The organism is Pseudoalteromonas sp. SG41-1, from assembly GCF_014164575.1.
GTDB classification, from domain to species: Bacteria; Pseudomonadota; Gammaproteobacteria; order Enterobacterales; family Alteromonadaceae; genus Pseudoalteromonas; species Pseudoalteromonas rhizosphaerae.
Genome location: NZ_JACJFL010000034.1, coordinates 20,302 through 44,637, shown reverse-complemented (window position 1 = coordinate 44,637; position 24,336 = coordinate 20,302). Strand labels below are relative to the sequence as shown.

Annotated in this window: 25 protein-coding genes; 18 read left to right on the top strand and 7 right to left on the bottom strand. The window is 41.8% G+C overall.

Annotated elements, in window-relative coordinates; translation table 11 throughout:
- Nucleotides 1–25: 25 nt before the first annotated feature.
- Nucleotides 26–277: a helix-turn-helix domain-containing protein gene (locus H5203_RS16320; protein WP_000451746.1), complete on the bottom strand. Its 252-nt coding sequence runs from the start codon at nt 275–277 to the stop codon at nt 26–28.
- Nucleotides 278–394: 117 nt separating this feature from the next.
- Between H5203_RS16320 and H5203_RS16315 the strand changes: the two genes are divergently transcribed.
- From H5203_RS16315 to H5203_RS16265, 11 genes are all read left to right on the top strand, one after another.
- A complete protein-coding gene (locus tag H5203_RS16315) occupies nt 395–1,042 on the top strand; it encodes a LexA family transcriptional regulator (RefSeq protein ID WP_182819977.1) in 648 nt (215 codons plus the stop codon).
- Between the two features lie 194 nt (nt 1,043–1,236).
- Nucleotides 1,237–1,818, top strand: coding sequence for an aminodeoxychorismate/anthranilate synthase component II (locus tag H5203_RS16310; RefSeq protein ID WP_145238024.1), 582 nt, complete (start codon nt 1,237–1,239; stop codon nt 1,816–1,818).
- 57 nt (nt 1,819–1,875) lie between these two features.
- Nucleotides 1,876–3,036, top strand: a complete 1,161-nt coding sequence (locus H5203_RS16305; protein WP_145238027.1) for an HDOD domain-containing protein — start codon at nt 1,876–1,878, stop codon at nt 3,034–3,036.
- A gap of 648 nt (nt 3,037–3,684) precedes the next feature.
- Complete coding sequence (locus H5203_RS16300; protein WP_145238030.1) at nt 3,685–4,890, top strand: aspartate aminotransferase family protein; 1,206 nt, start codon at nt 3,685–3,687, stop codon at nt 4,888–4,890.
- An 88-nt stretch (nt 4,891–4,978) separates the two neighbouring features.
- Nucleotides 4,979–5,995: an arginine N-succinyltransferase gene (astA, locus tag H5203_RS16295; protein WP_145238033.1), complete on the top strand. Its 1,017-nt coding sequence runs from the start codon at nt 4,979–4,981 to the stop codon at nt 5,993–5,995.
- A 15-nt stretch (nt 5,996–6,010) separates the two neighbouring features.
- Nucleotides 6,011–7,480, top strand: coding sequence for a succinylglutamate-semialdehyde dehydrogenase (astD, locus tag H5203_RS16290; protein WP_182819976.1), 1,470 nt, complete (start codon nt 6,011–6,013; stop codon nt 7,478–7,480).
- 140 nt (nt 7,481–7,620) lie between these two features.
- Complete coding sequence (locus tag H5203_RS16285; RefSeq protein ID WP_145238039.1) at nt 7,621–7,968, top strand: DUF3802 family protein; 348 nt, start codon at nt 7,621–7,623, stop codon at nt 7,966–7,968.
- Nucleotides 7,969–8,042: 74 nt separating this feature from the next.
- The gene (locus H5203_RS16280) at nt 8,043–8,456 is read left to right on the top strand and encodes an OsmC family protein (RefSeq protein ID WP_145238042.1); all 414 of its coding nucleotides are present in this window, start codon (nt 8,043–8,045) and stop codon (nt 8,454–8,456) included.
- 88 nt (nt 8,457–8,544) lie between these two features.
- Nucleotides 8,545–9,357, top strand: coding sequence for an adenosylmethionine decarboxylase (speD, locus tag H5203_RS16275; RefSeq protein WP_145238045.1), 813 nt, complete (start codon nt 8,545–8,547; stop codon nt 9,355–9,357).
- A gap of 220 nt (nt 9,358–9,577) precedes the next feature.
- Complete coding sequence (locus H5203_RS16270) at nt 9,578–11,068, top strand: NAD(P)H-hydrate dehydratase (RefSeq protein WP_182819975.1); 1,491 nt, start codon at nt 9,578–9,580, stop codon at nt 11,066–11,068.
- Between the two features lie 187 nt (nt 11,069–11,255).
- Nucleotides 11,256–13,148 carry a methyl-accepting chemotaxis protein gene (locus tag H5203_RS16265; protein WP_246175486.1) on the top strand — a complete coding sequence of 631 codons (1,893 nt, stop codon included), beginning with the start codon at nt 11,256–11,258 and terminating at the stop codon, nt 13,146–13,148.
- Nucleotides 13,149–13,193: 45 nt separating this feature from the next.
- Here H5203_RS16265 and H5203_RS16260 read toward each other — a convergent pair whose 3' ends face one another.
- From H5203_RS16260 to H5203_RS16235, 6 genes are all read right to left on the bottom strand, one after another.
- Nucleotides 13,194–13,478 carry a hypothetical protein gene (locus H5203_RS16260; protein ID WP_145238054.1) on the bottom strand — a complete coding sequence of 95 codons (285 nt, stop codon included), beginning with the start codon at nt 13,476–13,478 and terminating at the stop codon, nt 13,194–13,196.
- Between the two features lie 129 nt (nt 13,479–13,607).
- Nucleotides 13,608–14,006, bottom strand: a complete 399-nt coding sequence (locus H5203_RS16255; protein WP_149980488.1) for a VOC family protein — start codon at nt 14,004–14,006, stop codon at nt 13,608–13,610.
- A 236-nt stretch (nt 14,007–14,242) separates the two neighbouring features.
- Nucleotides 14,243–14,656, bottom strand: coding sequence for a nucleoside diphosphate kinase regulator (gene rnk / locus H5203_RS16250; RefSeq protein ID WP_182819974.1), 414 nt, complete (start codon nt 14,654–14,656; stop codon nt 14,243–14,245).
- A 178-nt stretch (nt 14,657–14,834) separates the two neighbouring features.
- Nucleotides 14,835–16,481 carry a chaperonin GroEL gene (gene groL, locus H5203_RS16245; protein WP_145238063.1) on the bottom strand — a complete coding sequence of 549 codons (1,647 nt, stop codon included), beginning with the start codon at nt 16,479–16,481 and terminating at the stop codon, nt 14,835–14,837.
- Between the two features lie 47 nt (nt 16,482–16,528).
- Nucleotides 16,529–16,816, bottom strand: coding sequence for a co-chaperone GroES (locus H5203_RS16240; protein WP_145238066.1), 288 nt, complete (start codon nt 16,814–16,816; stop codon nt 16,529–16,531).
- Between the two features lie 153 nt (nt 16,817–16,969).
- Nucleotides 16,970–17,446: an FxsA family protein gene (locus tag H5203_RS16235; protein ID WP_145238069.1), complete on the bottom strand. Its 477-nt coding sequence runs from the start codon at nt 17,444–17,446 to the stop codon at nt 16,970–16,972.
- Between the two features lie 211 nt (nt 17,447–17,657).
- Between H5203_RS16235 and cutA the strand changes: the two genes are divergently transcribed.
- The 7 genes from cutA to H5203_RS16200 all read left to right on the top strand — a co-directional run bounded on the left by cutA (nt 17,658) and on the right by H5203_RS16200 (nt 24,324).
- The gene (gene cutA / locus H5203_RS16230; RefSeq protein ID WP_145238073.1) at nt 17,658–17,978 is read left to right on the top strand and encodes a divalent-cation tolerance protein CutA; all 321 of its coding nucleotides are present in this window, start codon (nt 17,658–17,660) and stop codon (nt 17,976–17,978) included.
- Complete coding sequence (locus tag H5203_RS16225) at nt 17,978–19,807, top strand: protein-disulfide reductase DsbD (RefSeq protein WP_145238076.1); 1,830 nt, start codon at nt 17,978–17,980, stop codon at nt 19,805–19,807. Before cutA ends, H5203_RS16225 begins: the two co-directional genes overlap by 1 nt.
- Nucleotides 19,808–20,034: 227 nt before the next feature.
- Complete coding sequence (gene aroQ, locus H5203_RS16220; protein ID WP_145238079.1) at nt 20,035–20,487, top strand: type II 3-dehydroquinate dehydratase; 453 nt, start codon at nt 20,035–20,037, stop codon at nt 20,485–20,487.
- A gap of 33 nt (nt 20,488–20,520) precedes the next feature.
- Complete coding sequence (gene accB, locus H5203_RS16215; protein WP_145238082.1) at nt 20,521–20,982, top strand: acetyl-CoA carboxylase biotin carboxyl carrier protein; 462 nt, start codon at nt 20,521–20,523, stop codon at nt 20,980–20,982.
- A 26-nt stretch (nt 20,983–21,008) separates the two neighbouring features.
- Complete coding sequence (accC, locus tag H5203_RS16210; RefSeq protein ID WP_145238085.1) at nt 21,009–22,349, top strand: acetyl-CoA carboxylase biotin carboxylase subunit; 1,341 nt, start codon at nt 21,009–21,011, stop codon at nt 22,347–22,349.
- 128 nt (nt 22,350–22,477) lie between these two features.
- Nucleotides 22,478–22,951, top strand: coding sequence for a tRNA (adenosine(37)-N6)-threonylcarbamoyltransferase complex ATPase subunit type 1 TsaE (gene tsaE / locus H5203_RS16205; RefSeq protein ID WP_182819973.1), 474 nt, complete (start codon nt 22,478–22,480; stop codon nt 22,949–22,951).
- A 29-nt stretch (nt 22,952–22,980) separates the two neighbouring features.
- On the top strand, nt 22,981–24,324 hold the full coding sequence (locus tag H5203_RS16200) for an N-acetylmuramoyl-L-alanine amidase (RefSeq protein WP_145238092.1): 1,344 nt from the start codon (nt 22,981–22,983) through the stop codon (nt 24,322–24,324).
- Nucleotides 24,325–24,336: the final 12 nt, after the last annotated feature.

The window sequence follows — 24,336 nt, the reverse complement described above, 5'->3', positions numbered from 1 at the left end:
TGCTGACCATTATTTGCCCTTAATCCTACTGGTTACTGGCTTTCAGCTCGCTTGGGCATTCGGGATAGATGTCCGGTCTTAACTGGGATCGGGTTACCTGTCCTTGCGTAGCTTGTTCGATGGGTAAAACGAATTCAGCGGGAACACGCCCTGATTTATTCAACCAAAACCAGACGTTTTGCTGTTTTGAGTTGATGGCTCGTGCTAATGCTGATTGCCCGCCGACCAAGTCAATGGCACGGCGGAGATGTTTTTGTGTCGTGTTGAACACTTCCATACCGTCTCCTGTTACAATAATAACTGTTACAAGATTGAATCTTACAGTTTAAACTGTAGATTGGTCAACAGTTAAAATTGTTGAAAGGCTACAGTTTTATTTGTAGAATACGGGCTTATGAAAACTTTATCCGAACGACTAAACCATGCCTTGCAGCTTGCTGGGGTGACTCAGTCTGAGTTGGCTCGTCGCATTGGTATCAAACAGCAGTCGATCAGCCAGATTTGCTCTGGTAAATCGGCTAGGTCTCGTTACACCATGCAGATCGCGGAGGCGCTTCGCGTGAATGCTCATTGGCTCGCCACAGGTGATGGCGAGATTGGCTTGGGGGTCGGTAATGTAGAGGTCGGGCCTGATATTAAGGGAAGAATTCCTCTCATTAACTGGGTTCAGGCCGGTGATTGGACTGAAATAGCGGAGGGATTTGCCCATGAAGATGCTGAGGAGTGGCGGGAAGTCACTGGGAAAGCACATGAGGGTTGTTTCGCACTTCGCGTAAAAGGCGACAGTATGGAAAATCCAAGCGGAAAAAAATCCATACCTGAGGGGGCAGTGATCGTTGTTGATCCTGAGTTACCTTACTCTTCAGGTTCATTGGTTGTTGCGCGTTTGGATGATTCGAAAGAAGCAACCTTTAAGCAGTTAGTTATTGATGGTGAACAGAAGTACCTAAAACCTTTGAACCCGCAATACCCTGCAATACCGATCAACGGCAGCTGCACCATCATCGGTGTAGTACGACAAGCTATCATCGATTTCTGGTAGTATGACCCTAGTAAGTTTTGTCCTTGAACTCGGATTCTGAGCGAACCGGTTGTAGCTCAATGTTGGACTCCGGTTTTTAAATTTTTATTGATATGTGTGTAAATAAGCACTGATTGAAATTGCGGGTATGAATGCGGGTATGGTTACCATCGCTGTGATAAAATTTACAATTAAAACAATGAGGTAATGCCTGTATGCTACTTATGATCGATAACTACGACTCGTTTACCTACAATTTGGTACAGTATTTTCAACGTTTAGATCAAGAGGTGCTAGTAAAGCGCAATGATGAGATCTCGGTTAGTCAAATTGCCCAGTTAAACCCTAAGCATATCGTGATATCTCCCGGCCCATGTTCACCAAATGAAGCGGGTATATCTTTGGAGCTTGTTGAGCAATTAAAAGGTCAATTTCCAATTTTAGGTATTTGTTTAGGTCATCAAACAATAGCACAAGCACTAGGTGCGAACATTGTTAGGGCAAAGCAAGTGATGCATGGTAAAACCTCGCCAATTTATCATGCTAATCAAGGTGTATTTGCCGGCTTACCAAATCCATTAACAGTTTGCCGTTATCATTCGTTGGTTGTTGAACAAGATAGCATTCCTGATGAGTTGCAGATCACCGCTTGGACCGAAACTGAAAGTGGCCAGTTAGATGAAATAATGGGCTTAGTTCATAATAGCTTAGCGTTAGAGGGGGTACAATTTCACCCAGAGGCAATTTTAACGCAGCGAGGACTTGAATTACTTGCTAACTTTTTAACTCGGTTCTAGGCTTATGCTAACAAACGTAGTAGCTTCCCTTAATTTATTTATAAAAGATAACTATTAATGACAGATGAAATACGCCAACAAAGGACAGCTAAGGCATTAGAGCAACGAGCCCATGATTTGTTGCTTGGACATAGCTTTGCGCAACGTCAAATTGGCTATATTCATACTCTAGATATAAATTATGGTGAGGCGATGAAGCAGCGCACCTTACTTGAGGTTGAAGTTGCTGCGCAAAAAATACGTAAACTCTCCAGTACTTCGCATCATAAGTACCGCGCTCAAGCCAGCCAGCAGTTACATCAAGTTATTGATACCGCCATGAACAAGCAGTTAGCCGATATTGATACGGTACTACATGAAACCATTGGTATTGAAGATAATGTCCCCGCGATTTTAGACATACTTGCGGTAAAATCAGCATCGGTAGGGCGCCTTGAGCCATTAGTTAAAGATTTAACTTGGTTAGGACGTGAGTTAGTTGCTTTTGTGAATTTGCCTTATTATCGCGCGCAGCGCAATAAACATACTTCGGTAAAAGTTGATAATCCCTCTTTAGCTCTGCGTTATATTGGTTTAGACAACTTACAGTTTGTAGTGCCTACCTTTGCGGTACGTCATTGGATGCCACACAGCACCGAACCATTTCCATTATTAAAGCGTCGCCTACGCGATAACTCAATGGCTTGCGCGATTGCGGCGCAAGAGTTGGCTAAGCTCAATGGTATTAATGAAGTACATGCATTTACTTTGGGTATGTTACTCGATGTTGGCAAGATAGCTTTGATTCGACTCTATTTACGTACATTCGAACGAGTGTGGCAGCGCAAAGTAACCCTTGCCCGAGAAGACCAACATAAAGATCTTCACACCGCATTGTTAGAGTTAAAACCTGATCCGTTATTTTTAAGTACTTTACTTAATCAGCATGCGCTAAAAGTCACGGCGACGGTGATTGATAAAATGGCGTTTCGGTATTTACCTTTTAATGCTGTGTTATCGCAGTTGATTAATGGTGTGTCCAAAGGGGATTCACTATTGCCATTAGCGATGTTAATGCAAAAGGCACGTTGTTATAGTCAATGTGTTACTTTGAGCGAACATCAGCTGGTGGAAAGTGATGAAAAATCACTCTGGTTTGATTACGTTGGGTTATCAAAACAGGAACTAGAACAGCTTGAAAAAACCAATTTGCAGCACTTTCATATTAAAATTGACTAGGGCGTGTTTATCTTTCGAGGTTGAATTTGCAGCAGTGTGTTTGGTATTTAGGCAAGGCAGAGCCTATGTAGTGTGGTTGTTCCCCATAAATAGGCGATAACGCAGCATCAATGCCAAACACGCGCTGCCCGAAGGGTTCTTCCTAGGGGCGATTAACTCTTTGTTGCTCAATTTTTACTTAGCCCACTAGGTTACAAATCTCGCGCCGTGATTAAATCGCCCCTAATTTGAACAAATTTTAATCCTGAAAGGTCAACACGCCCTTATTTCATAAATTTTTTGTTAATTTTTTTACGACTATTCATTCATCATTAATATCTACTCTTACCCATATTTTATCTTGCAAAGCTCTGCCTGGTGGGTGGTGGGGCAGCGATATAGAATAAACAACCCCATAATTCGTTATTCAGATAGTTATTCACTATCTCTGAAATTATATCTCAAAGCCTTTAATAACAAGGGCTACATGAAAGTTTTATAAGAGACAATAACGAAAAACTCTGAAATAATGATTATCTGAAAATTGAACCAGAGAGTATTTTTGGCGATGTGAGCTATGCTGATTTACGCCAAAGGAGATGGTACAACAGTCTATCATCAAGCCTATTTTTTAAACTTTCTGTAGGATCACAATTAAGAGGATATAAAATGACAGTCAATCGCGAATTATTTGATCAAGTAATGGTTCCTAACTACGCACCTTCAAGCGTTATTCCTGTTCGTGGCGAAGGCTCACGTGTATGGGATCAGCAAGGTCGTGAATATATCGATTTTGCCGGTGGTATCGCTGTTAACTGTCTAGGTCATTGTCATCCAGCATTGGTTAAAGCATTAAAAGAGCAAGGCGAAAAAATCTGGCACCTATCAAATGTAATGACTAATGAGCCAGCACTTCGTTTAGCTAAAAAATTGGTAGATGCTACATTTGCTGAAAAAGTATATTTCGCCAACTCAGGCGCAGAAGCAAATGAAGGCGCACTAAAATTAGCGCGTCGTGTTGCGCTTGAAAATTTTGGTGAGCAAAAATCGCAAATCATCGCTTTCAATAAAGGTTTCCATGGCCGTACATTCTTTACTGTAACCGTGGGCGGTCAAGCTGCTTACTCTGATGGTTTTGGTCCTAAGCCGGGAGATATCGTACATTGTGACTATAACGATTTAGCCGCATTTGAAGCACTAATCTCTGATAACACATGTGCGGTAATGATGGAGCCATTACAAGGTGAAGGCGGCATTATCTCTGCTACTGACGAGTTTGCTCAAGGTGTACGCCAGTTATGTACTAAACATAACGCATTACTTATTTTTGATGAAGTACAAACTGGTGTCGGTCGTACTGGCGATCTTTACGCATACCAAGGGTTAAATGTAGTACCTGATATTTTAACTACTGCAAAAGCACTTGGCGGCGGTTTTCCAATTGGTGCAATGATCACCACGACAGAGATTGCTAAGCACCTTAAAGTCGGTACTCATGGTTCTACTTATGGCGGCAATCCGTTGGCATGTGCTGTTGGTGAAGCAGCCTTTGATACTGTGAATACACCAGAAGTATTAGCTGGTGTTAAAGCTAAAGCTGCATTATTCAATGAACTATTAACTGCAATTAACGATAAGTACAACGTATTTTCGGAAATTCGTGGTCAAGGTTTATTAATTGGTGCCGTGGTTAATGAGCAGTTTAAAGGTCGTGCTAAAGAGTTTTTAGTAGCAGGAACCGCTGAGGGTGTGATGTCGTTAGTCGCGGGTGCCGATGTGGTGCGTTTTACTCCATCTTTAGTGATCCCTGAAGCGGATATCCGTGAAGGGATGGCGCGCTTTGAAAAAGCCGTAGCCAACGTTGTGAACGGTTAATCAACACCTCTAATCATAATAAGGGCAAGTAGCAAGCTTGCCCTAATATTCTTAATTTACCGTTATTTATAAGGGAGCAAGCGGACTCATGATGATCCTTCGCCCAATCCAGCAATGTGATTACCCAGCTTTATTGAAAATTGCCCACGAATCAGGACATGGTTTTACCTCTTTACCTAATAACGAAGAGTTATTACAAAAGAAGATAGCTCATTCAATAAGCTCATTCGCAAAAAGTGCATCTCATCCGGGTGATGAAGGTTACTTGTTTGTTCTTGAAGATAGCGAAACAGGTGAAGTAGTCGGTACCTCAGCAATTGAAGCTGCGGTTGGTTTAGATGATGCGTTTTATCACTATCATTTAAGTAAAGCTATTCATTCATCTCGTACATTGAATGTTTATAAAGCGGTTGATATTTTAACCTTGTGTAATGATTACACTGGAGCAACTGAGCTTTGTACGCTGTTTTTAAAAGATGGTTACCGTAAAAATAATAACGGTAAGCTGCTTTCAAAAGCACGTTTTATGTTTATCAAGCAGCACCAAGAACGCTTTGCTGAAACCGTAATTGCAGAAATGCGCGGTGTTTCTAACGAACACGGCAGTAGTCCATTTTGGCAATGGTTAGAAGAACACTTTTTCTCGATGGATTTTCCAACAGCTGATTACTTAACCGGTATTGGCCAAAAAGTGTTTATTGCTGAACTAATGCCAAAGTACCCAATTTACGTCAACTTATTAAGTAAAGAGGCGCAAGCCGTGATCGGCAAGGTGCACAATAATACGCGCCCTGCGATTGAACTACTGAAAAAAGAAGGCTTCACCTTTAATGGCTACGTTGACATTTTTGATGCTGGCCCAACGGTAGAAGCAAAAGTAGATAATATTGCAACTATTCGTAATGCCAAAAACTTTACCGTAAAAATCGGTGAAAACAGCGGCGAGACGGCTATCATGCTAGCGAATGACAAACTCAATGATTTTAGAGCAACCGTTGCACAACTAAACCTTGATGAAACAAGCTCTGAGTTGACTTTGCCACAGGCAATGGCCGATGCACTGCACTTACAAGCTGGCGATATAGTTACCGCAACACGTATATAATTTAGGAGAAAGTACATGACTCATCCTGCACAATTTATTAATGGTCAATGGTCGCAAGGCCTAGGCGATGCATTTAATTCAGTAAACCCAGCCAATAACGAAATTATTTGGCAAGCAAACTCAGCCACCAGTGAGCAAGTAGACACCGCTGTTAACTCTGCGCGTGCAGCATTTTATAGCTGGGCTGATAAATCATTTGCAGAACGTTTAGCGATTGTAAAAACTTTTGCCGAAACCCTAAAAGAGCACAGCGAAGAGCTTGCTGTTGTAATAGCCCAAGAAACGGGTAAGCCGTTATGGGAAACTCGCACTGAAGCGGGTGCTATGGTCGGTAAAATAGCTATCTCTGAAAAAGCATTTTTAGAGCGCACTGGCGACGTAGAAAACCCAATGCCGCAAGGTCGTGCAATGATCCGCCATAAACCACATGGTGTAGTGGCGGTATTTGGCCCTTATAACTTCCCTGGTCATTTACCTAATGGCCATATTGTGCCTGCACTTTTGGCGGGCAATACCGTGGTGTTTAAACCATCGGAGCTAACTCCAGCTGTTGCTGAGCTAACGCTTAAGTTATGGGAAAAAGCAGGTTTACCAGCAGGGGTTATTAACCTAGTACAAGGCGAAGTAGCCACAGGTAAGGCTCTTGCTGCTCACAAAGGTATTGATGGCTTATTCTTTACCGGTTCATCACGCACAGGCCATATTCTGCATGAGCAGTTTGCCGGTCAACCAGGTAAAATCTTAGCATTAGAAATGGGTGGTAACAATCCACTGATTATTACTGATGTTGCTGATACTAAAGCCGTTATTCACGATATTATTCAATCAGCATTTATCTCAAGTGGCCAACGATGTACCTGTGCACGCAAGCTGTTTTTACCAGCAGGTGAGCAAGGCGATGCAATTTTAGCCGGTTTAATTACCGCGACTAAAGCCATCAAAGTGGGCAACTACGATGATGTAGAGCAACCGTTTATGGGCTCGATGATCTCATCAGCTGCGGCCGCTGGTATGGTAAAAGCAAAGCAACAACTCGTTGAGCTTGGTGCTGAAGTATTGGTTGAGCTTAAGCATACTGAAAATACAGGTTTTGTAACGCCTGGTATTATTGAGTGCACAGATGTTGCTAACTTCCCAGATGAAGAGCACTTTGGTCCACTATTAAAAGTATTCCGCTTTACAGATTTTGATAGTGCGATTGATAAAGCCAACGATACCAGCTTTGGTTTGTCTGCGGGTTTACTCAGTGATAATGCGGCAGATTACGACCATTTTTTACGTCGTATCCGTGCTGGTATTGTTAACTGGAACCGCCCAATCACCGGTGCCTCAAGTGCAGCTCCTTTTGGTGGTATTGGTGCATCAGGTAATCATCGTGCAAGTGCTTACTATGCAGCTGATTATTGCGCATACCCAGTTGCCTCTGTTGAACTTGAAAAAGTAGCAATGCCAGCAACATTAAGCCCAGGCTTAAAAATCGATTAATCGATTTTGGTCAAATAGTAATAAATAACTAAAAAAGCAGCCAAGGCTGCTTTTTTTGTATTGGTTAATGCTCAAAGGTAGCAATTAAAAGCGCTTTCTGCTTAAATCAATACAGTCGTTTTAATTAGGTGTGGATAATTATGGTTTTAGATAGGCAAGGATATGATGACCTCATCATGTATCTTACTCAAAATTTAGCATTATTTGAGAAGTCCGGCGAAATAAAACCAGGCGCTCCTACTATTATGGAGCTAATAGAAGATGATATTGCTGAAAATGTTATGTTGTTATGCCAGCAACACACAGATCTTTCTACTGAACAGCGTAGTCAAATTGTGCGTGAAGTAGATGGCATTGTATACGACTTACAAGAAGTCCTCAGCAGCGTCACCAGTAATCAAGTGACAATAGAGCAACATGCATTTATCGATGAATTTGCCGCATTGGTGAAAAACCTCTTTGATAGCGCAGTTGTTGAAAGTGCTTGAATACATCGTTTTTAATTTGCAACTGCGTGTGACTTCCTTACAATCAAGGAAATAACTTCTTTGAGAGTAATAAAATGCAAGCGAATGTGAAATGGGTTGAAGGCGATACTTTTTTAGGGCGTTCTAATTCTGGCCACAATGTTGTGTTTGATGCTGGTAGCGATAGCGCCGCACCAAGCCCAATGGAAATGGTATTAATGTCAGTTGGCTGCTGTTCATCGGTTGATGTAGTCAGTATTCTAAAAAAAGCTAAACAACAGTTTTCAGATGTGCAAGTGCAATTGAGTGCTGAACGCGCAGAGTCCGCTCCGCGAGTATTCACTAAGATTAACTTACACTTTGTTGTGACTGGCGATAACGTTTCAGAAAAGCACCTTGCGCGTGCCGTTCAACTATCTGCAGAGAAGTATTGTTCAGTAGCATTAATGCTTGATAAAACAGTAGAAATTACCCACACACACGAAGTTATACAAGAACAGGGAAAATAACGCTTTTTCCTGAGGTGAAATTCGTATAAAATCCGCGAACTTTTCATTCTGCTCTGGCAGATTTCACTTGTTTATAGGTTGGTTTATCATGAACAAACCCTTCGATAAAATTAAACTTCATGGCTTTAATAACTTAACCAAAAGTTTAAGCTTTAGTATTTACGATATTTGCTATGCAAAGACTGAGCAACAACGTAAAGAATATATTGAATATATCGACGAACAGTACAGTGCTGATCGACTAACCGATATTTTAGGTGAAGTAGTAGACATTATCGGTGCGAATATTTTAAATGTTTCGCGTCAAGATTACGATCCTCAAGGTGCTAGTGTAACAATTCTGATCTCAGAAGAGCCAATTGAGCAGCAGCAAACTTATGAAGTTGATGAAGCACCAGGACCATTACCTGAAACAGTTGTTGCTCATTTAGATAAAAGCCACATCTGCGTTCATACCTATCCTGAAGCTCACCCTGATGATGGTATTTGTACTTTCCGTGCCGATATCGAAGTATCAACCTGTGGCATTATTTCGCCATTAAAAGCGTTAAACTTCCTAATTCATAGCTTAGAGTCAGATGTTGTAACAATTGACTACCGAGTGCGTGGTTTTACCCGTGACGTAGATGGTGTTAAGCACTATATCGATCACGCGATCAACTCAATTCAAAACTACATGACCGAAGATACCAAAGAAGCGTACCAAATGATGGACGTGAATGTGTATCAAGAAAACTTGTTCCACACTAAGATGATGCTAAAAGAAACAGACCTAAATACTTATTTATTTGGTGTTACTACTAGTGATTTATCTGAAGACGAAGAAGAAGCAATTCGTTCTAAATTAACACGTGAAATGCAAGAAATCTTTTACGGCCGTAACCTGCCGGAAGCAGAATAAACTCACTTAATTAGTAAGTTTTAAAAAACGGCGCGCAATGTAAATTGCGCGCCGTTTTTTATTAAAGTTGCTAAATGCAGCAACAAAAGCAAACGAAAAGACCATCCTTCCTAAGTATACCTCCTAAATTAGCCTGAAAATGTTGGTGACGACATTCCTTGACGCTAGCAGCTGTGGCTAATAGTCTAAGTAAACAGCCCGTCTTCTATTATGGATCAATATGCAGAATCAAGGCCTAGCACAGCAACTATTTTTGGCAAAGCAGGTGAGGGAGCACGAAGCAAAAGCAGCGACCTTGGCAGGCGTTAGCATGTTCACTTTGATGGAGCGCGCAGGGCATGCGGTATTCTCGCAGTGTATCGAGCATTTTCCGAATGCTCAGCGCTACTTTATTCTGGTCGGTTATGGTAATAATGCGGGCGATGGCTATATTGTGGCAAGCCTTGCCAAGCAAGTCGGTAAGGAAGTCATTGTACTTGCAGCCGATACCAGTAGACATCTCACCGGGGATGCGCTTACAGCTCAGCAACGTTGGCAAGCATTGGGGGGCGAAGTTGAAAGTTACACGCAAGGTCGCCTCAATAATGCCGATATTATTATTGATGGTTTGTTAGGTACCGGAATTAATAGTCAAGTTCGTCCGCCATTTTTAACGATGATTGAAGATGCCAACGCGCAACCTAGCGCAATAGTGGCAATTGATTTACCTTCAGGCATAGACGCCGACACCGGGCAGCCACTTGGCATCGTTATTCAGGCTACTATTACCGTTACTTTTGTGGGGATTAAACAAGGCTTAGTAACCGGTGCCGGGCGAAGTGCTGCAGGAAAAATCATTTTTAATGATTTAGGGATCGCAGAATCATTTACCAAGTTAGTGGATGCTAGCGCAACACTTATCAATATCACTAGTTTTAAACCACTTGCTGCACGAAGTCGCAATAGCCATAAAGGGAACCACGGCAAGCTGTTATGCGTCGGTGGGAATCAAGGTACTAGCGGGGCCATTCGTTTATCAAGTGAAGCAGCACTTCGTACAGGCGCTGCAATGGTGCGTGTTTATACTCATCAAAGCAGTGTACAAGTCGTTAGTAGTGGTCGCCCTGAATTAATGGTCAGTTGCGACAGTTTATCCGCAGCCCTTGAATGGGCAAATTGTGTCATTATTGGTCCAGGTCTTGGTCAGGATAGTTGGGCGCAAACGACATTTGAGCAGGTTATACAATATTGCTTAGCAAATAATTTACCATTAGTTATTGATGCTGATGGCTTAAATTTGTTGGCTAAGCATGCTTTAGAGTATCGCCTTAAAAATTGCATAATAACCCCGCATGCTGGTGAAGCCTCACGGCTAATGAAAGTTTCAATTGCTGAGATTGAAGCAAATCGCTTTCAATCTGCTACGGATTTAGCTAAACGTTATACCAGTACCAGTGTGCTGAAAGGCGCGGGTAGCCTGATCGCCAACGGGCAGCAAACTTGGTTGTGCGAAAATGGTAATCCAGCGCTTGCCGTTGGTGGCAGTGGTGATGTGCTTACCGGCATTATAGGTGCGTTACTTGCTCAAGGTTTCGCTGTTGATCAAGCCGCATGTTACGGTGTGTCATTGCACGCTAAAGCAGCCGATATTTTGGCAGAACGCGAAGGGGAGCGCGGTATGTTGCCAAGTGATTTATTTGCTATTGTTAGGCAGCTCATTAATGGTAAATAGCGGTTAAATATACTTTTTGGTCACTATTTTTAGGAACTCGTTTTGCTAAATACAGCACAGTCCCTATACTCTAATTTGCGCGGCTATTATTTACTACTGAGGTAAAAAGAAGATGTTGATACAAAAAAAAATGTACCTAGGGAGTTTTCTGCTGCTGTTGTTTGCTTTAATTATTCTGTCAGGAATAATGCAGCTAGTTGTTACGCCAATCATTAAAAATGACGCTATATCCAGCGCAAAATTACAAGCAAAGGTGATCGGCGAATCGTTAGCAAAAGATTTAGCTAAAAGTGCCACCTTAACGCAAAGCTTAGCCGTGGTAGCCGAGACTTTGCCATTGCAGCAGGCGGCCTTTATTGAAAATATTGCTCCTTTGATTGCAAGTGGCAAAGGTATTGCGGGTGGTGGTATTTGGCCTGAGCCGAATAAAATGCTGCCTTCAGCAGCAAAGGCATCTCTTTTCTGGGCGAAAACAGGTAATGGCCAATATAAACTTTTAGATGATTATAACCAGCCCGACAGCAGCGCGTATCAACAAGAAACCTGGTATAAAAATGCCATTAACGCTAATCGGGGTGAGTGCGTTTGGTCCGAAGCTTATGTAGACACGGTATCGAATGTACCGATGGTTACCTGTTCCGTGAAAATAATCCGTGATAACCAATTTTGGGGGGTTGCCACCTTAGACGTTGAACTGGCATCTATCGAAAGCTCATTGATCGCAGAGAACAATGCTACGGGCACCTATAACTTTATTTTAGATAGCGCTGAGCAATTAGTATCGATTCCATCGATACGCAATACTAACTTAGCAATGATGAGCCTTACTCAGGTTGCCAGTAAAGACAGTAGCTTAAAGCCGTTGGTCAGCGCCTTGCAAAACAGCAATACAACTGTTGCTGAATTTGCCAGTGGTGTGGTTAATAATGACGAATCTATTTTAGTAACTTACTCATTGGCAGAGCAAAATTGGCGCTCTGGGGTTATTATTCCTGCCGCAATTGCCAAGAAAACCGTTAACACCCTCACTTATTATTTATACAGTTCATTTATCGCCCTTATTCTCGCTTTTGTATCAGTATTACTGATTTTTGGTAATCGCCTGGTGCAGCAAATTAACACCACCACAGAGCAAGTTAGAATGTTGGTGCAAGGTCGCACGAATTCAAAACTGGCGGTGCGCGGAAGTGATGAAATGAGCCACTTATGCGAAGCGATTAATGATTATGGCGATCATCTGATTAAGATTTTAGAACAGATCCAAGCAGAAGCCGCTGCGGTTAAAAACAACGCTGAAGCGATGGATACCTTAAGTAATAACAGCCAAATTCGTACCCAAGAGTTGATGGAAGAAAACAACATGTTGGCTGAGGCAATTCATGAAATGTCGATAGCAGCCTCATCAGCCTCACAAGATGTTTTGAGCGTTGCAGATATTACTACGCAATCAGCTGATTTAGTGAATTCTGGTTTTGATGTTATTGAGAAGAATGCCGAATCAATCCAGTTATTATTTGATAAATTAACGGAATCATCAGATGCCATTTCACGGATTGCACAAGACTCAAAACAAGTGGGCTCGGTGCTTGATGTGATCATGAATATTTCAGAACAAACTAATCTACTTGCGCTTAATGCTGCCATTGAAGCCGCTCGAGCAGGTGAATCAGGACGTGGTTTCGCGGTAGTGGCTGATGAAGTTAGAACCTTGGCACATCGTACTCAGCAATCGGCTGGCGAGATTGAAACCATGATCAGCCAATTGCAAGAAGCCGCTAGTCGAGGGGTTAACGTTATTGGGCAATGCCGTGAATACTCTGAAGTAGTGAACGAGCGCTCAGCAACAACACGTGCACAGTATGAAAGTATTGTTACCGCGTTTAATGATATTAAAGAGCGTTCATCAAGCATTGCCGTAGCGACTGAAGAGCAATCACAGGTAACCGAAAATGTGAAAAACTTGGCAGAGCGAATTCGTGAGATCTCTGTGCAAAATGCCAGTGATGCTGAAGAATTTCGTAGCGTCAGCAAAGATTCAAATAGCCAAGCACAGCGTTTATATCAAATTAGTCAGCAATAATGTGATTCATTGATAGTGTTTTTCAAGCATCGTTAGCTGAGAATCTCAGCGCGATGCTTCACCTTCGTCCTCTTCTGGTGGATCGCCGGAGTCTTCTTTGCGTTTACGTTGCTCTTGTTTGGCTTTTTGTACATTCTCAAATTGCGGGGGGGGAATAGGGAATAACGAAATAAGCGGAAAGAACGACAAAAATAAAAAAGCCCCTCGTGACATGGTTTTACCCCAAGCGACAATTTTCATCATGGCCCAAAACACAATCAGCAATAATATGCTCACTACAAGCCAATGCAGTAGTAATGTTCCAAGACTAACCTTATCTAATAAATCCATTTGTTTTTAATATGGTTACTAATAGTTAGTTAATGAGGGTTAATTGAACAATATCAAGTCAACCAGAGGTTCCATATTAAGCCAGTAGGTTATGATTTATTGCGATTAGTGACCTCTCACTGACTGCTTTTAATTTAATTGTAGTAAGTCCCATTTATTACCATACAAATCTTCAAATACCACAACGGTGCCGTATTCTTCTACGCGGGGCTGTTCATTAAAGTTAACGCCATTTTTTTGCATTAATTCATAATCTCGCCAAAAGTCATTGGTATGTAAAAATAAAAACACTCGGCCGCCAGTTTGGTTGCCCACAGCCTCTAACTGCTGTTGAGTACTTGCTTGTGCGAGTAATAAATTAGTGCCATTAGAGTTCGGTGGTGATACTAATACCCAGCGTTTGCCATTACCCTGATCAGTATCTTCGATTAAATCAAACCCCAGTTTTTGAGTGTAAAATGCAATCGCATCATCATAATTCCCTACAACTAATGCCATGCTACCTATATGCTGTTTTATGTTTGTCATTGTCCTACCTTGAAATAATGCAGTGCTTAAAGATGCTTTTTAGCATATAAGAAAATATAACCCGAGGACAAAAGACTGGTACGTTAAGTGCGGTGCTAGATTTATCCGTACGTCTGACTTCAGTCAGAAAGCTTTTCCCGATAAATCTGGCCTTACCAGTGGCTGGCGCTAGGTTTGAAACTTATTATCTTTAAAAACAAAACCCAGCTTTCACTGGGTTTTTAATAACATAAATATTATCGATGTAACTCACCGGCTCGTTCTGGCTGATAAGTGATTGCTTTTATTTTTACTTTTATGAGACCGCCACTTGGTTTTGGCCATTCAATTTCATCACCTTGCGATAGACCAAGTAAGGCGCTACCTACAGGGGCTAAAATTGATATTTTATCAGCACTTGCATCAGCATTTTTTGGATACACTAAGGTCTTAGTGAATTCTTCTTTAGTTGATTCAACAATAAAGTTTACCGTTGAGTTCATAGTAACTACCGTCGAAGGCATATCTTTTGGCTCAACGATTGTTGCGCGGCCAAGTTCAGCTTCAAGTTCTTTTTCGCCAGCAAAGCTTCCTGCTGGTAATGATTCCATTAAATCATACAATCTATCAGCATCGAGTGACGAGATGATCAGTTCAGGCTTTTTATTCATCTTAATATCCTTAATTATGGCTTATAAATAAAATTAACTCTGAGTATGGTTTTGGCATACAGTTAAAAAGCACTGCAATACGCTGGAGTCATTTTATTTGCTACTTTATCGTTGCTCTTAAAGCTAAAAACCCAGCCGAAGCTGGGTTTTTATTTTAGCTAGATGGTTAGGAGATGAATTACATCATGCCGCCCATACCACCCATGCCGCCCATGCCTCCCATATCAGCGCCGCCAGCTTCATCCTTTGGGATTTCAGCTACCATTGCTTCAGTGGTGATCATAAGGCCAGCAATCGAGCCTGCAAATTGTAGTGCAGAGCGCGTTACTTTTGTTGGATCTAGGATACCCATTTCAATCATGTCGTTGTATTCGCCAGTTGCTGCGTTGTAACCGAAGTTACCCGTGCCGCCTTTAACTGCGTTAATAACAACAGACGCTTCGTCACCTGCGTTGGTAACGATTTGACGAAGTGGTGCTTCCATAGCACGTAGTGCTACTTTAATACCGTGGCTTTGATCTTCGTTGTCACCAACTAAATCAACAAGTTTGCTTGCTGCACGTACTAGTGCAACACCACCACCAGGCACTACGCCTTCTTCAACCGCAGCGCGAGTTGCATGAAGTGCATCTTCAACGCGGTCTTTTTTCTCTTTCATTTCGATTTCAGTAGCAGCACCTACTTTGATTACCGCAACACCGCCGGCAAGTTTAGCCATGCGCTCTTGTAGTTTCTCTTTATCGTAGTCTGATGTTGCTTCTTCGATTTGTGCTTTGATTTGCGCAACGCGACCGTTGATGCCAGCTTCTTCGCCTGCACCATCGATGATAGTTGTATCATCTTTAGTGATAACTACGCGCTTTGCAGTACCTAAATCTTCAACTGTCGCTTTTTCAAGTTCCAGGCCGATTTCTTCAGAGATAACCGTACCGCCAGTTAATACTGCGATATCTTGTAGCATTGCTTTACGACGGTCGCCAAAACCAGGTGCTTTAACTGCTGATACTTTAACGATACCGCGCATGTTGTTAACAACTAGAGTAGCTAGTGCTTCGCCTTCAAGGTCTTCAGCAATGATAAGTAATGGTTTGCTTGCTTTAGCAACGGCTTCTAATGTAGGTAGCAACTCACGAATATTAGAGATTTTTTTATCTACAAGTAGAATAAATGGGTTATCTAATTCAACAGCGCCTTTTTCTGCGTTGTTGATGAAATACGGAGATAAGTAACCACGGTCAAACTGCATGCCTTCAACAACATCTAGTTCGTTTTCAAGTGATTGACCTTCTTCAACAGTGATTACACCTGAATTGCGGCCTACTTTTTCCATTGCTTCTGCAATGATGTCGCCAATTTCTTTATCAGAGTTAGCTGAAATAGTACCCACTTGAGCGATTGCTTTTGCATCGGCACATGGTACTGAAAGTTCTTTTAGCTCAGCAACAGCTGCGATGATTGCTTTATCAATACCGCGCTTAAGGTCCATTGGGTTCATGCCCGCAGCAACCGCTTTTAAGCCTTCGTTTACAATTGACTGTGCTAATACTGTTGCAGTAGTTGTACCGTCACCGGCTGCATCGTTTGCTTTAGATGCAACTTCTTTAACCATTTGTGCGCCCATATTTTCAAACTTGTCTTCAAGTTCGATTTCTTTTGCCACTGATACACCATCTTTAGTGATCACTGGAGAGCCAAATGATTTGTCTAGGATTACGTTACGGCCTTTAGGACCTAAAGTTACACGAACTGCGTTTGCTAAGATGTTTACGCCAGCTAGCATTTTAGCGCGTGCGTCACCTGCAAAAAGTACTTCTTTTGCTGCCATGATTAATTTCCTTTGAATTCTGAATGTTTGTTAAACGAAAAGTAGCTTTAGCCTACAATGCCTAAAATATTGTCTTCACGCATGATCAGGTACTCTTGACCTTCGATCTTTTCAGCTTTTTCAACATATGAGCCGAATAACACAGTGTCACCGACTTTAACTTCTAATGCTCTCACATCACCGTTATCTAGAGTACGGCCATTACCCACTGCAATAACTTTACCGCGGGTTGATTTCTCAGCCGCAGAACCAGTTAATACAATACCGCCAGCAGATTTGGTTTCTTCTTCTAGGCGCTCAACGATCACGCGATCATGTAAAGGACGAATGTTCATTTTATTTAGTTCTCCTAACAGTTTCTGAACAGGACAGAAAAAAGCTTTATATGTACCAGTTTGCATTAAACCCTGTGGTTCAAGGCAATTGATTTAGTTGTACTCAGTAATGGGGGTATTGCTTCAAAACCCAAGTGATAAAAATTAAAATTTTTAATCTTTTCTCTCGTACTCACCATCAATAGTGGTCGGCTCACTCATTTTGCGAGGTTCTGGCTCTGCATGGGTGTGCTGATTAAATGCTGTTGGACCTTGTTGCATGCCTGTACTCATACGCACCGTTGCTTGACTAGCAAGGCCTGCAGCTAGTTTATTGCGAATGGCCGGGGTCAATAATAAAAAACCGAATACGTCGGTCATAATGCCTGGAGTTAGCAATAATATGCCGGCGATAATCACACATAAACCGGTAAATAATTCTTTGGCTGGCATTTGCCCTTGTGCCATTTGTGTTTGCACATTTTGCAGTGCGCCCATACCTTGTGTTCTAACTAATTTTGCGCCGAATATTGCGGTTACAATAACCAGTGCAATAGTGGCGAATCCACCAATTACATCAGCTACTTGAATTAACAACGCAATTTCAATAATTGGCACGAGAATAAATAATAAAAACAAAAATCTAAACATAAGGCTCTCTAAATAGTGATCACTCAGTTGAGTTAATGAAATATAAATATGGGTTATCAGGTCTTTTTTCAAGGCTAGTGGTAAAGCTGTGTTGGCTAAATAGCCTGAACTCTGATTAAGCGATTTATTATCCGCAGTTTAGGTTAACTACACTTTGCCTTAGCTATCAGCTACTATGGCATTGGGCAGAGCAATCAATCAAAGGTTCAATATGACGACTCATTTTCGACTTATTTTTACCACTTGCGCAGATGTAAGTGAGGCACGCTCCATGGCTGAGCAATTAGTTAAGCTTAAATTAGCTGCGTGTGTGAACATTCTTCCAAATGTGGAATCTGTTTATATGTGGCAAGGAGAGGTTGCTTATGCAACCGAGTGTAAATTATTAATTAAAACAAAGTCAGAAAAAATGAATGAATTGATTCAAACTATCAAGCAATTACATAGTTATGAAATTCCTGAAATACAGGTTATTGATGTGGCCACTGGCAATTTAGCCTATTTTAATTGGATGGATGAGGTACTTAATTAATGCGTTGTTTTCTTTTATTGCTTTGTGCGTTGTCGTTAATGCCAGCACAGGCTGCAACTAATAATTTATTAAGTGATTTGCTGCAGCCCGCAGAGCAAACATTTTTACCTGTTGATCAGGCATTTTCATTTGATTTTGATCAGCAGGGCAGCACACTTTTTATTGGTTGGGATATTGCGCCGGGATATTACCTATATAAAAAGAAGCTAGAAATCATTGGTAAAGGTGCTGATATTGAAGTGCCCGATCTTGGTAAAGGCGTGATCATTGAAGATGAGTTTTTTGGCAAAACAGCAGTGTTTTTTGATTCACTGAGTGTGATCAGCAAGCTAAGTAATATAGCTGAAGATGGCTTAATTAAAGTACGTTATCAAGGCTGTGCTGAAGCAGGGCTATGTTACCCGCCAGAGATCATCACCATTCCATTGAGTATGATTGCCGGTGAAACCCCTGCAACTGATAATGCAACCGCAGGCAATGCATTAGCTGCGCTTAGCGCTGAATCAGCGGCTGCTACAGAAGATGTTGTAACGCAAGAAGATGACTTAGAAAAAGAATTAAACTTTACTGAAAAACTGGCCTCGCAAGGTTTGTTAGCGAACTTAGCGATTTTCTTTTTGGTCGGTATTGGCTTGGCATTTACGCCATGTGTATTTCCGATGTTTCCTATTTTGTCGAGCCTAATTGCAGGACAAAAAAATCTTTCCACTAAAAAAGCTTTTGCGCTTTCTTTTGTTTATGTGCAGGGTATGGCCGTTACGTATGCGGCGCTGGGCCTTGTGGTTGCATCACTTGGTGGTCAAGTGCAAGGTTATTTGCAGCACCCATATGTATTGATTAGTTTCAGTTTATTATTCGTTTTACTCGCTATGTCGATGTTTGGTTGGTACGAAATAAAGCTCCCTAGCGGCATGATGAATAAGCTCACACAAGTAAGTAATAATCAAAAAGGTGGCAACTACATTGGCGTGTTTTTAATGGGGGTTTTATCGGGCTTAATTGCGTCACCTTGTACCACTGCACCGTTATCAGCTGCGCTATTGTTTGTTGCGCAAAGCGGCGATTATTTAGTTGGCGGCTTAACTTTGTATGTGCTGAGTTTAGGGATGGGTATTCCGCTGCTGTTATTAGGCACCTCCGGCGGTAAATTATTGCCAAAAGCAGGCGGCTGGATGGAACAAGTTAAAACCCTGTTTGGTTTTATCATGCTGGTAGTGCCATTGATCTTGCTTGAACGTATTGTCGATGCAGACATCATATTACTTATGGCGGGCTTATTAGCATTAGCAACGGCCTTGTATTTACATCATTGGCAGAGCGCTCAAACACAAGGTAAGTTAAAAACTGCATTGTGGTTTGTTGCAACGTTATTAGTTGTTAGCGGTGTGAGCTTAACTAAAAACTATATATGGCCCACAGCGCAAGTTGTTAGTGCCGCAAATGGCGAGCAACAAGAGCGCGGCTTTAAATTAGTTGCTGATTTAGCTGAGCTCAAACAAGCAATAAATGATGCAAACAGTGGTGGTCGTTTAGTGATGGTCGATTTATATGCAGATTGGTGTGTTGCGTGTAAAGAGTTCGAGAAATACACTTTTCCTGACGCTAAAGTACAAGGTGAGTTTGCAAACTTTGAGTTGTTAAAAATTGATTTGACCGAAAGTGATGATAAAACAATTGCTGTAATGGAAGAGTTTTCGGTATTTGGTTTACCCAGTATTTTGTTTTTTGATACACAAGGTGAAGAGCTTGCAGCACAGCGTGTGACGGGCTTTTTAAATGCCAAGGACTTTGCTGAGCATTTAGCTAAAGTGAGAAATAGCGCTAAATAAACGTTTTTCGCACCGCTATTTTAAACGCCACTTTATATGAGTGGCGTTTTTGTTTTTGTGGTGGCTACTAGTGATTAGACCAGTATTTTGCTGCTATTTACATCGAACTGGCTATAATAGGTGGTTAACGTGAGAAATACTTGCTATTTTAGTTTTTCCCCTCTACATTTTGCGGGAATTTCTAATCAAAATGGCTTAACTCATTATTTATAGGATTATCGCGTATTATGGCTGCAAAATTTAAACTTTTAGTTATAAATGGCCCTAACTTAAACATGCTGGGTAAGCGTGAACCAGAAAAATACGGTTTACAAACACTGAGTGAGATTATGAGCGAACTAACTGAGTTTGCGCATGGTCTAGATGTTGAGCTAACGCATTTTCAAAGTAATAGTGAGCAAGCTTTAATTGAGCACATACATAGTGCATGGCAGGTCATTGATTACATTATTATCAACCCAGCGGCATTTACGCATACAAGCGTGGCTTTACGTGATGCGTTACTGGCTGTTGATATCCCGTTTTTTGAAGTGCACTTAACTAATGTGCACACGCGGGAAGCGTTTCGTCATCATTCATATTTTTCTGATGTGGCGCAGGGCGTGATATGTGGATTAGGCGCAATGGGTTATCGCGCAGCACTTGAAGCTGCGGTCAATCGGTTGCAAAACTCGAATTAATTTTAAACTAACAAACTAACAGGCGGGTCGTTCATGGATATTCGCAAGATCAAAAAACTAATTGAACTAGTAGAAGAATCAGGTATTGCTGAATTAGAAATCACCGAAGGTGAAGAATCAGTACGTATCAATCGTAATAATATGAGTGCAGGTCCTGCTTACGCTCCGCATTATGCACCACAGTACGCACCAGCACCAGCTCCAGCCCCTGTAGCTGCACCTGTTGCAAGCGCAGAAGCGGCAGCACCTGCCGGTCCTACTGGCCATCAAGTATTATCGCCAATGGTTGGTTCTTTCTATACAGCAGCTTCTCCTGAAGCGCCTTCATATGTAGAAGTGGGTTCACAAGTTAAAGTAGGTGATACGCTTTGTATCATCGAAGCGATGAAAATGATGAACCAAATTGAGTCAGATAAAGCGGGCACCGTGAAAGCGATTTTAGTTGAAAATGGCGAGCCAGTAGAATTTGATCAACCTTTATTCATCATTGAATAATAGCGCAACCTAAAAGGCCAACTCTAATGTTAGATAAAGTAGTCATTGCAAACCGAGGTGAAATTGCACTTCGTATATTGCGCGCCTGCAAAGAGCTTGGGATCAAAACGGTTGCTGTGCATTCAACGGCGGATCGCGATCTTAAGCATGTATTGCTTGCAGATGAAACAATATGTATTGGTAGACCTTCTGCCACTGAAAGTTACTTAGACATTCCGCGCATTATTGCGGCAGCTGAAGTAACCGATGCAGTTGCTATCCACCCGGGTTATGGTTTCCTTGCAGAAAACGCTGATTTTGCTGATCAAGTTGAACAAAGTGGTTTTGTGTTTATTGGTCCGCGCGGCGACACGATTCGTCTAATGGGCGATAAAGTATCTGCAATCGAAGCAATGCGTAAAGCTGGCGTACCATGTGTACCAGGTTCAGATGGTCCGGTATCGGATGATAAAGACCGCAACATGCAAATCGCTAAACGTATCGGTTACCCAGTGATCATCAAAGCCGCTGGTGGCGGTGGTGGTCGTGGTATGCGGGTTGTTCGCAGTGAAGCTGAGTTAATTGACTCAATCGCTTTAACGCAACAAGAAGCAAAACAGTTCTTTGGTAATAGCATGGTTTACATGGAAAAATTCCTTGAAAACCCACGTCATATCGAAGTTCAAGTATTGGCTGACGGGCAAGGTAATGCTGTTCACTTAGGTGAACGTGATTGTTCTATGCAACGTCGTCATCAAAAAGTAGTCGAAGAAGCGCCAGCACCAGGTATTACTGCTGAAGTGCGTAAGTTTATCGGTGAGCGTTGTACGCGTGCATGTATCGAAATCGGTTATCGTGGTGCGGGTACATTTGAGTTCTTATACGAAAATGGTGAGTTCTATTTCATTGAAATGAACACTCGTATTCAGGTTGAGCATCCAGTGACAGAAATGGTTACCGGTGTTGATTTGATCAAAGAGCAGTTAAAAATTGCAGCGGGCCAACCACTATCATTCACGCAAGACGATGTCGTTATTCGTGGTCATGCAATTGAGTGTCGTATTAATGCTGAAGATCCTGAAACGTTTATCCCGTCACCGGGTAAAATTACGCGTTTCCACCCAGCAGGTGGTTTAGGTATTCGTTGGGACAGCCATATTTATGCTGACTACACAGTGCCACCACACTATGATTCAATGATCGGTAAATTAATTACTTACGGTGAAAACCGTAATGTAGCAATTGCCCGTGCACGTAACGCATTGAATGAGCTTGTGATTGACGGTATTAAAACTAATACGTCATTACATAAGCGCATCTTAGCGGATGAAAACTTCCAAAATGGTGGTACTAATATCCACTATCTTGAGAAAAAATTAGGTCTATAGTCCTAATTACAAAAAAAACCGGCAACTTTGCCGGTTTTTTTGTGTCTATAAGTGTCGATTCTCGCCTTAGTAAAATAATCTGGTATGATTAACAAGTTATCGTTTTTAATACTATCCATGAGGTTAGAATGACGCACTGTGTTGGTTTTCAACTCGCTGATGAAGCTGCAACGGTTAAAATGGGCAATCAACTTGCTATGCTAATGGAGCAAGGGGCAGTTATTTACTTACACGGTTATTTGGGAGCAGGCAAAACCACCTTAACACGTGGTGTGATCCAAGGCTTTGGTCATCAAGGCAAAGTTAAGAGTCCAACTTATACGCTGGTGGAGCCTTATGAGTTGGCAACGGCCAATGTTTATCATTTTGATTTATATCGTTTAGGCGACCCAGAAGAATTAGAATACATGGGTATTCGAGATTATTTTTCGCCAACAGCTATTTGTGTGGTGGAATGGCCTGAAAAAGGCGGCGAGTTTATCCCAACACCAGACTTAGATATTACTTTACGTTATGTCGGCGATGCACGAGCAATTGAGATCCAAAGTATTAGCCCGCGTGGTCACAGTATCGTGGATAAACTCAAAAACCATAGTGAATAACAACAAATAACAAGGGTGTGAAGATACCGATGAGTCGAGTTGTCATAAAGTGGATGGGTGCTTTTTTGCTGTTAGCAATCAGTGCTAATCTCTATGCACAAAATACTATCAATAGTGTACGGGTGTGGCCATCGCCAGATAGTACGCGGGTAGTATTCGACTTAACGGATAAGCCCGACTTCAGTTATTTTATGCTAAAAAATCCACTGCGTTTAGTGGTCGATTTAGAAAATACAGACAAAATAAAAGACCTACCAACTATTCCCAGTAAGCATCAAATCGTCAGTAAACTACGTTACTCGAAAGCGAAAAGCAGCCAGGGGGTACGATTTGTTTTTGAGCTTACAGGGGCCGTTAAACCGGTGATTTTTGCATTGGCGCCAACGGGACCTTATAAAAATCGTTTAGTGGTCGACTTATATGACAAAAATCAAGCAGAGCCAGTAGCTGCAACGAGTAATACTGCGGTTAAAAAGCGTGAGCTTAATCAACAACGCGATATTATTATTGCTATTGATGCAGGCCATGGCGGCGAAGACCCTGGGTCAATTGGCCCCTCTGGTACTTATGAAAAAGATATCACATTACAAATTGCCAAACGCTTAGAGCGGATGATTGATGCCGAGCGCGGGATGATTTCGCGAATGGTGCGAAGTGGAGATTACTTTGTCAAACTTAATACCCGCACTAGCCGTGCAAGGCAGAAAAAGGCTGACTTTTTAGTTTCAATTCATGCGGATGCATTTACTAGCCCGCAACCTAATGGCGCCTCTGTTTGGGTGTTATCACTTCGTCGTGCTAATTCAGAAATTGGTAAATGGATAGAAGATAAAGAAAAACATTCAGAGCTACTCGGTGGTGCTGCTGGAGTGATTAAAGACACGGCCAGTGAAAAGTACTTGGCGCAGGCGCTGTTGGATATGTCGATGGATCATTCGATGAAAACCGGTTTCAGCGTTGCTGAAGGCATGGTTCATGAGCTTAAAAAGGTCGCTAAGTTACATAAAAAAGAGCCGCAAGCGGCTAGCCTAGCGGTATTAAAGTCACCAGATATTCCATCTATTTTGGTCGAAACTGGGTTTATTTCAAACCCGCGAGAAGAAAAACTATTAAAAAGTGCTAATCACCAAGAGCGCTTAGCGAAAGCAATATTTACTTCTATCAAAAGCTATTATCTGAAAAATCCTCCGGATGATTCGCTGTTTGCGTCGTTAAAATCGCAATATCCCACTAAACATAAAGTTCGCCCTGGTGAGTCGTTAAGTTTGTTAGCTAGTCGCTATGGGGTATCAGTAGGTAAGCTTAAGCAAGTCAATCAATTAAAATCTAATACCTTGTTTATTGGTCAAGAGTTAGACATTCCGCAAAGTTAAAATCGTTAGGAT

What these genes read in the sequence shown, in the direction of transcription:
- H5203_RS16240 (WP_145238066.1), bottom strand. Translation starts at nt 16,816, where the DNA reads ATGAACATTCGTCCTTTACATGATCGCGTGATCGTTGAGCGCCTAGAA.
- H5203_RS16265 (WP_246175486.1), top strand. Translation starts at nt 11,256, where the DNA reads ATGCAGCTAGTTGTTACGCCAATCATTAAAAATGACGCTATATCCAGC.
- H5203_RS16300 (WP_145238030.1), top strand. Translation starts at nt 3,685, where the DNA reads ATGACAGTCAATCGCGAATTATTTGATCAAGTAATGGTTCCTAACTAC.
- H5203_RS16315 (WP_182819977.1), top strand. Translation starts at nt 395, where the DNA reads ATGAAAACTTTATCCGAACGACTAAACCATGCCTTGCAGCTTGCTGGG.
- speD (WP_145238045.1), top strand. Translation starts at nt 8,545, where the DNA reads ATGAACAAACCCTTCGATAAAATTAAACTTCATGGCTTTAATAACTTA.
- accB (WP_145238082.1), top strand. Translation starts at nt 20,521, where the DNA reads ATGGATATTCGCAAGATCAAAAAACTAATTGAACTAGTAGAAGAATCA.
- H5203_RS16200 (WP_145238092.1), top strand. Translation starts at nt 22,981, where the DNA reads ATGAGTCGAGTTGTCATAAAGTGGATGGGTGCTTTTTTGCTGTTAGCA.
- H5203_RS16305 (WP_145238027.1), top strand. Translation starts at nt 1,876, where the DNA reads ATGACAGATGAAATACGCCAACAAAGGACAGCTAAGGCATTAGAGCAA.
- H5203_RS16255 (WP_149980488.1), bottom strand. Translation starts at nt 14,006, where the DNA reads ATGACAAACATAAAACAGCATATAGGTAGCATGGCATTAGTTGTAGGG.
- astD (WP_182819976.1), top strand. Translation starts at nt 6,011, where the DNA reads ATGACTCATCCTGCACAATTTATTAATGGTCAATGGTCGCAAGGCCTA.
- H5203_RS16235 (WP_145238069.1), bottom strand. Translation starts at nt 17,446, where the DNA reads ATGTTTAGATTTTTGTTTTTATTATTTATTCTCGTGCCAATTATTGAA.
- H5203_RS16310 (WP_145238024.1), top strand. Translation starts at nt 1,237, where the DNA reads ATGCTACTTATGATCGATAACTACGACTCGTTTACCTACAATTTGGTA.
- cutA (WP_145238073.1), top strand. Translation starts at nt 17,658, where the DNA reads ATGACGACTCATTTTCGACTTATTTTTACCACTTGCGCAGATGTAAGT.
- astA (WP_145238033.1), top strand. Translation starts at nt 4,979, where the DNA reads ATGATGATCCTTCGCCCAATCCAGCAATGTGATTACCCAGCTTTATTG.
- H5203_RS16270 (WP_182819975.1), top strand. Translation starts at nt 9,578, where the DNA reads ATGCAGAATCAAGGCCTAGCACAGCAACTATTTTTGGCAAAGCAGGTG.
- H5203_RS16260 (WP_145238054.1), bottom strand. Translation starts at nt 13,478, where the DNA reads ATGGATTTATTAGATAAGGTTAGTCTTGGAACATTACTACTGCATTGG.
- tsaE (WP_182819973.1), top strand. Translation starts at nt 22,478, where the DNA reads ATGACGCACTGTGTTGGTTTTCAACTCGCTGATGAAGCTGCAACGGTT.
- accC (WP_145238085.1), top strand. Translation starts at nt 21,009, where the DNA reads ATGTTAGATAAAGTAGTCATTGCAAACCGAGGTGAAATTGCACTTCGT.
- H5203_RS16280 (WP_145238042.1), top strand. Translation starts at nt 8,043, where the DNA reads ATGCAAGCGAATGTGAAATGGGTTGAAGGCGATACTTTTTTAGGGCGT.
- aroQ (WP_145238079.1), top strand. Translation starts at nt 20,035, where the DNA reads ATGGCTGCAAAATTTAAACTTTTAGTTATAAATGGCCCTAACTTAAAC.
- rnk (WP_182819974.1), bottom strand. Translation starts at nt 14,656, where the DNA reads ATGAATAAAAAGCCTGAACTGATCATCTCGTCACTCGATGCTGATAGA.
- H5203_RS16285 (WP_145238039.1), top strand. Translation starts at nt 7,621, where the DNA reads ATGGTTTTAGATAGGCAAGGATATGATGACCTCATCATGTATCTTACT.
- H5203_RS16320 (WP_000451746.1), bottom strand. Translation starts at nt 277, where the DNA reads ATGGAAGTGTTCAACACGACACAAAAACATCTCCGCCGTGCCATTGAC.
- H5203_RS16225 (WP_145238076.1), top strand. Translation starts at nt 17,978, where the DNA reads ATGCGTTGTTTTCTTTTATTGCTTTGTGCGTTGTCGTTAATGCCAGCA.
- groL (WP_145238063.1), bottom strand. Translation starts at nt 16,481, where the DNA reads ATGGCAGCAAAAGAAGTACTTTTTGCAGGTGACGCACGCGCTAAAATG.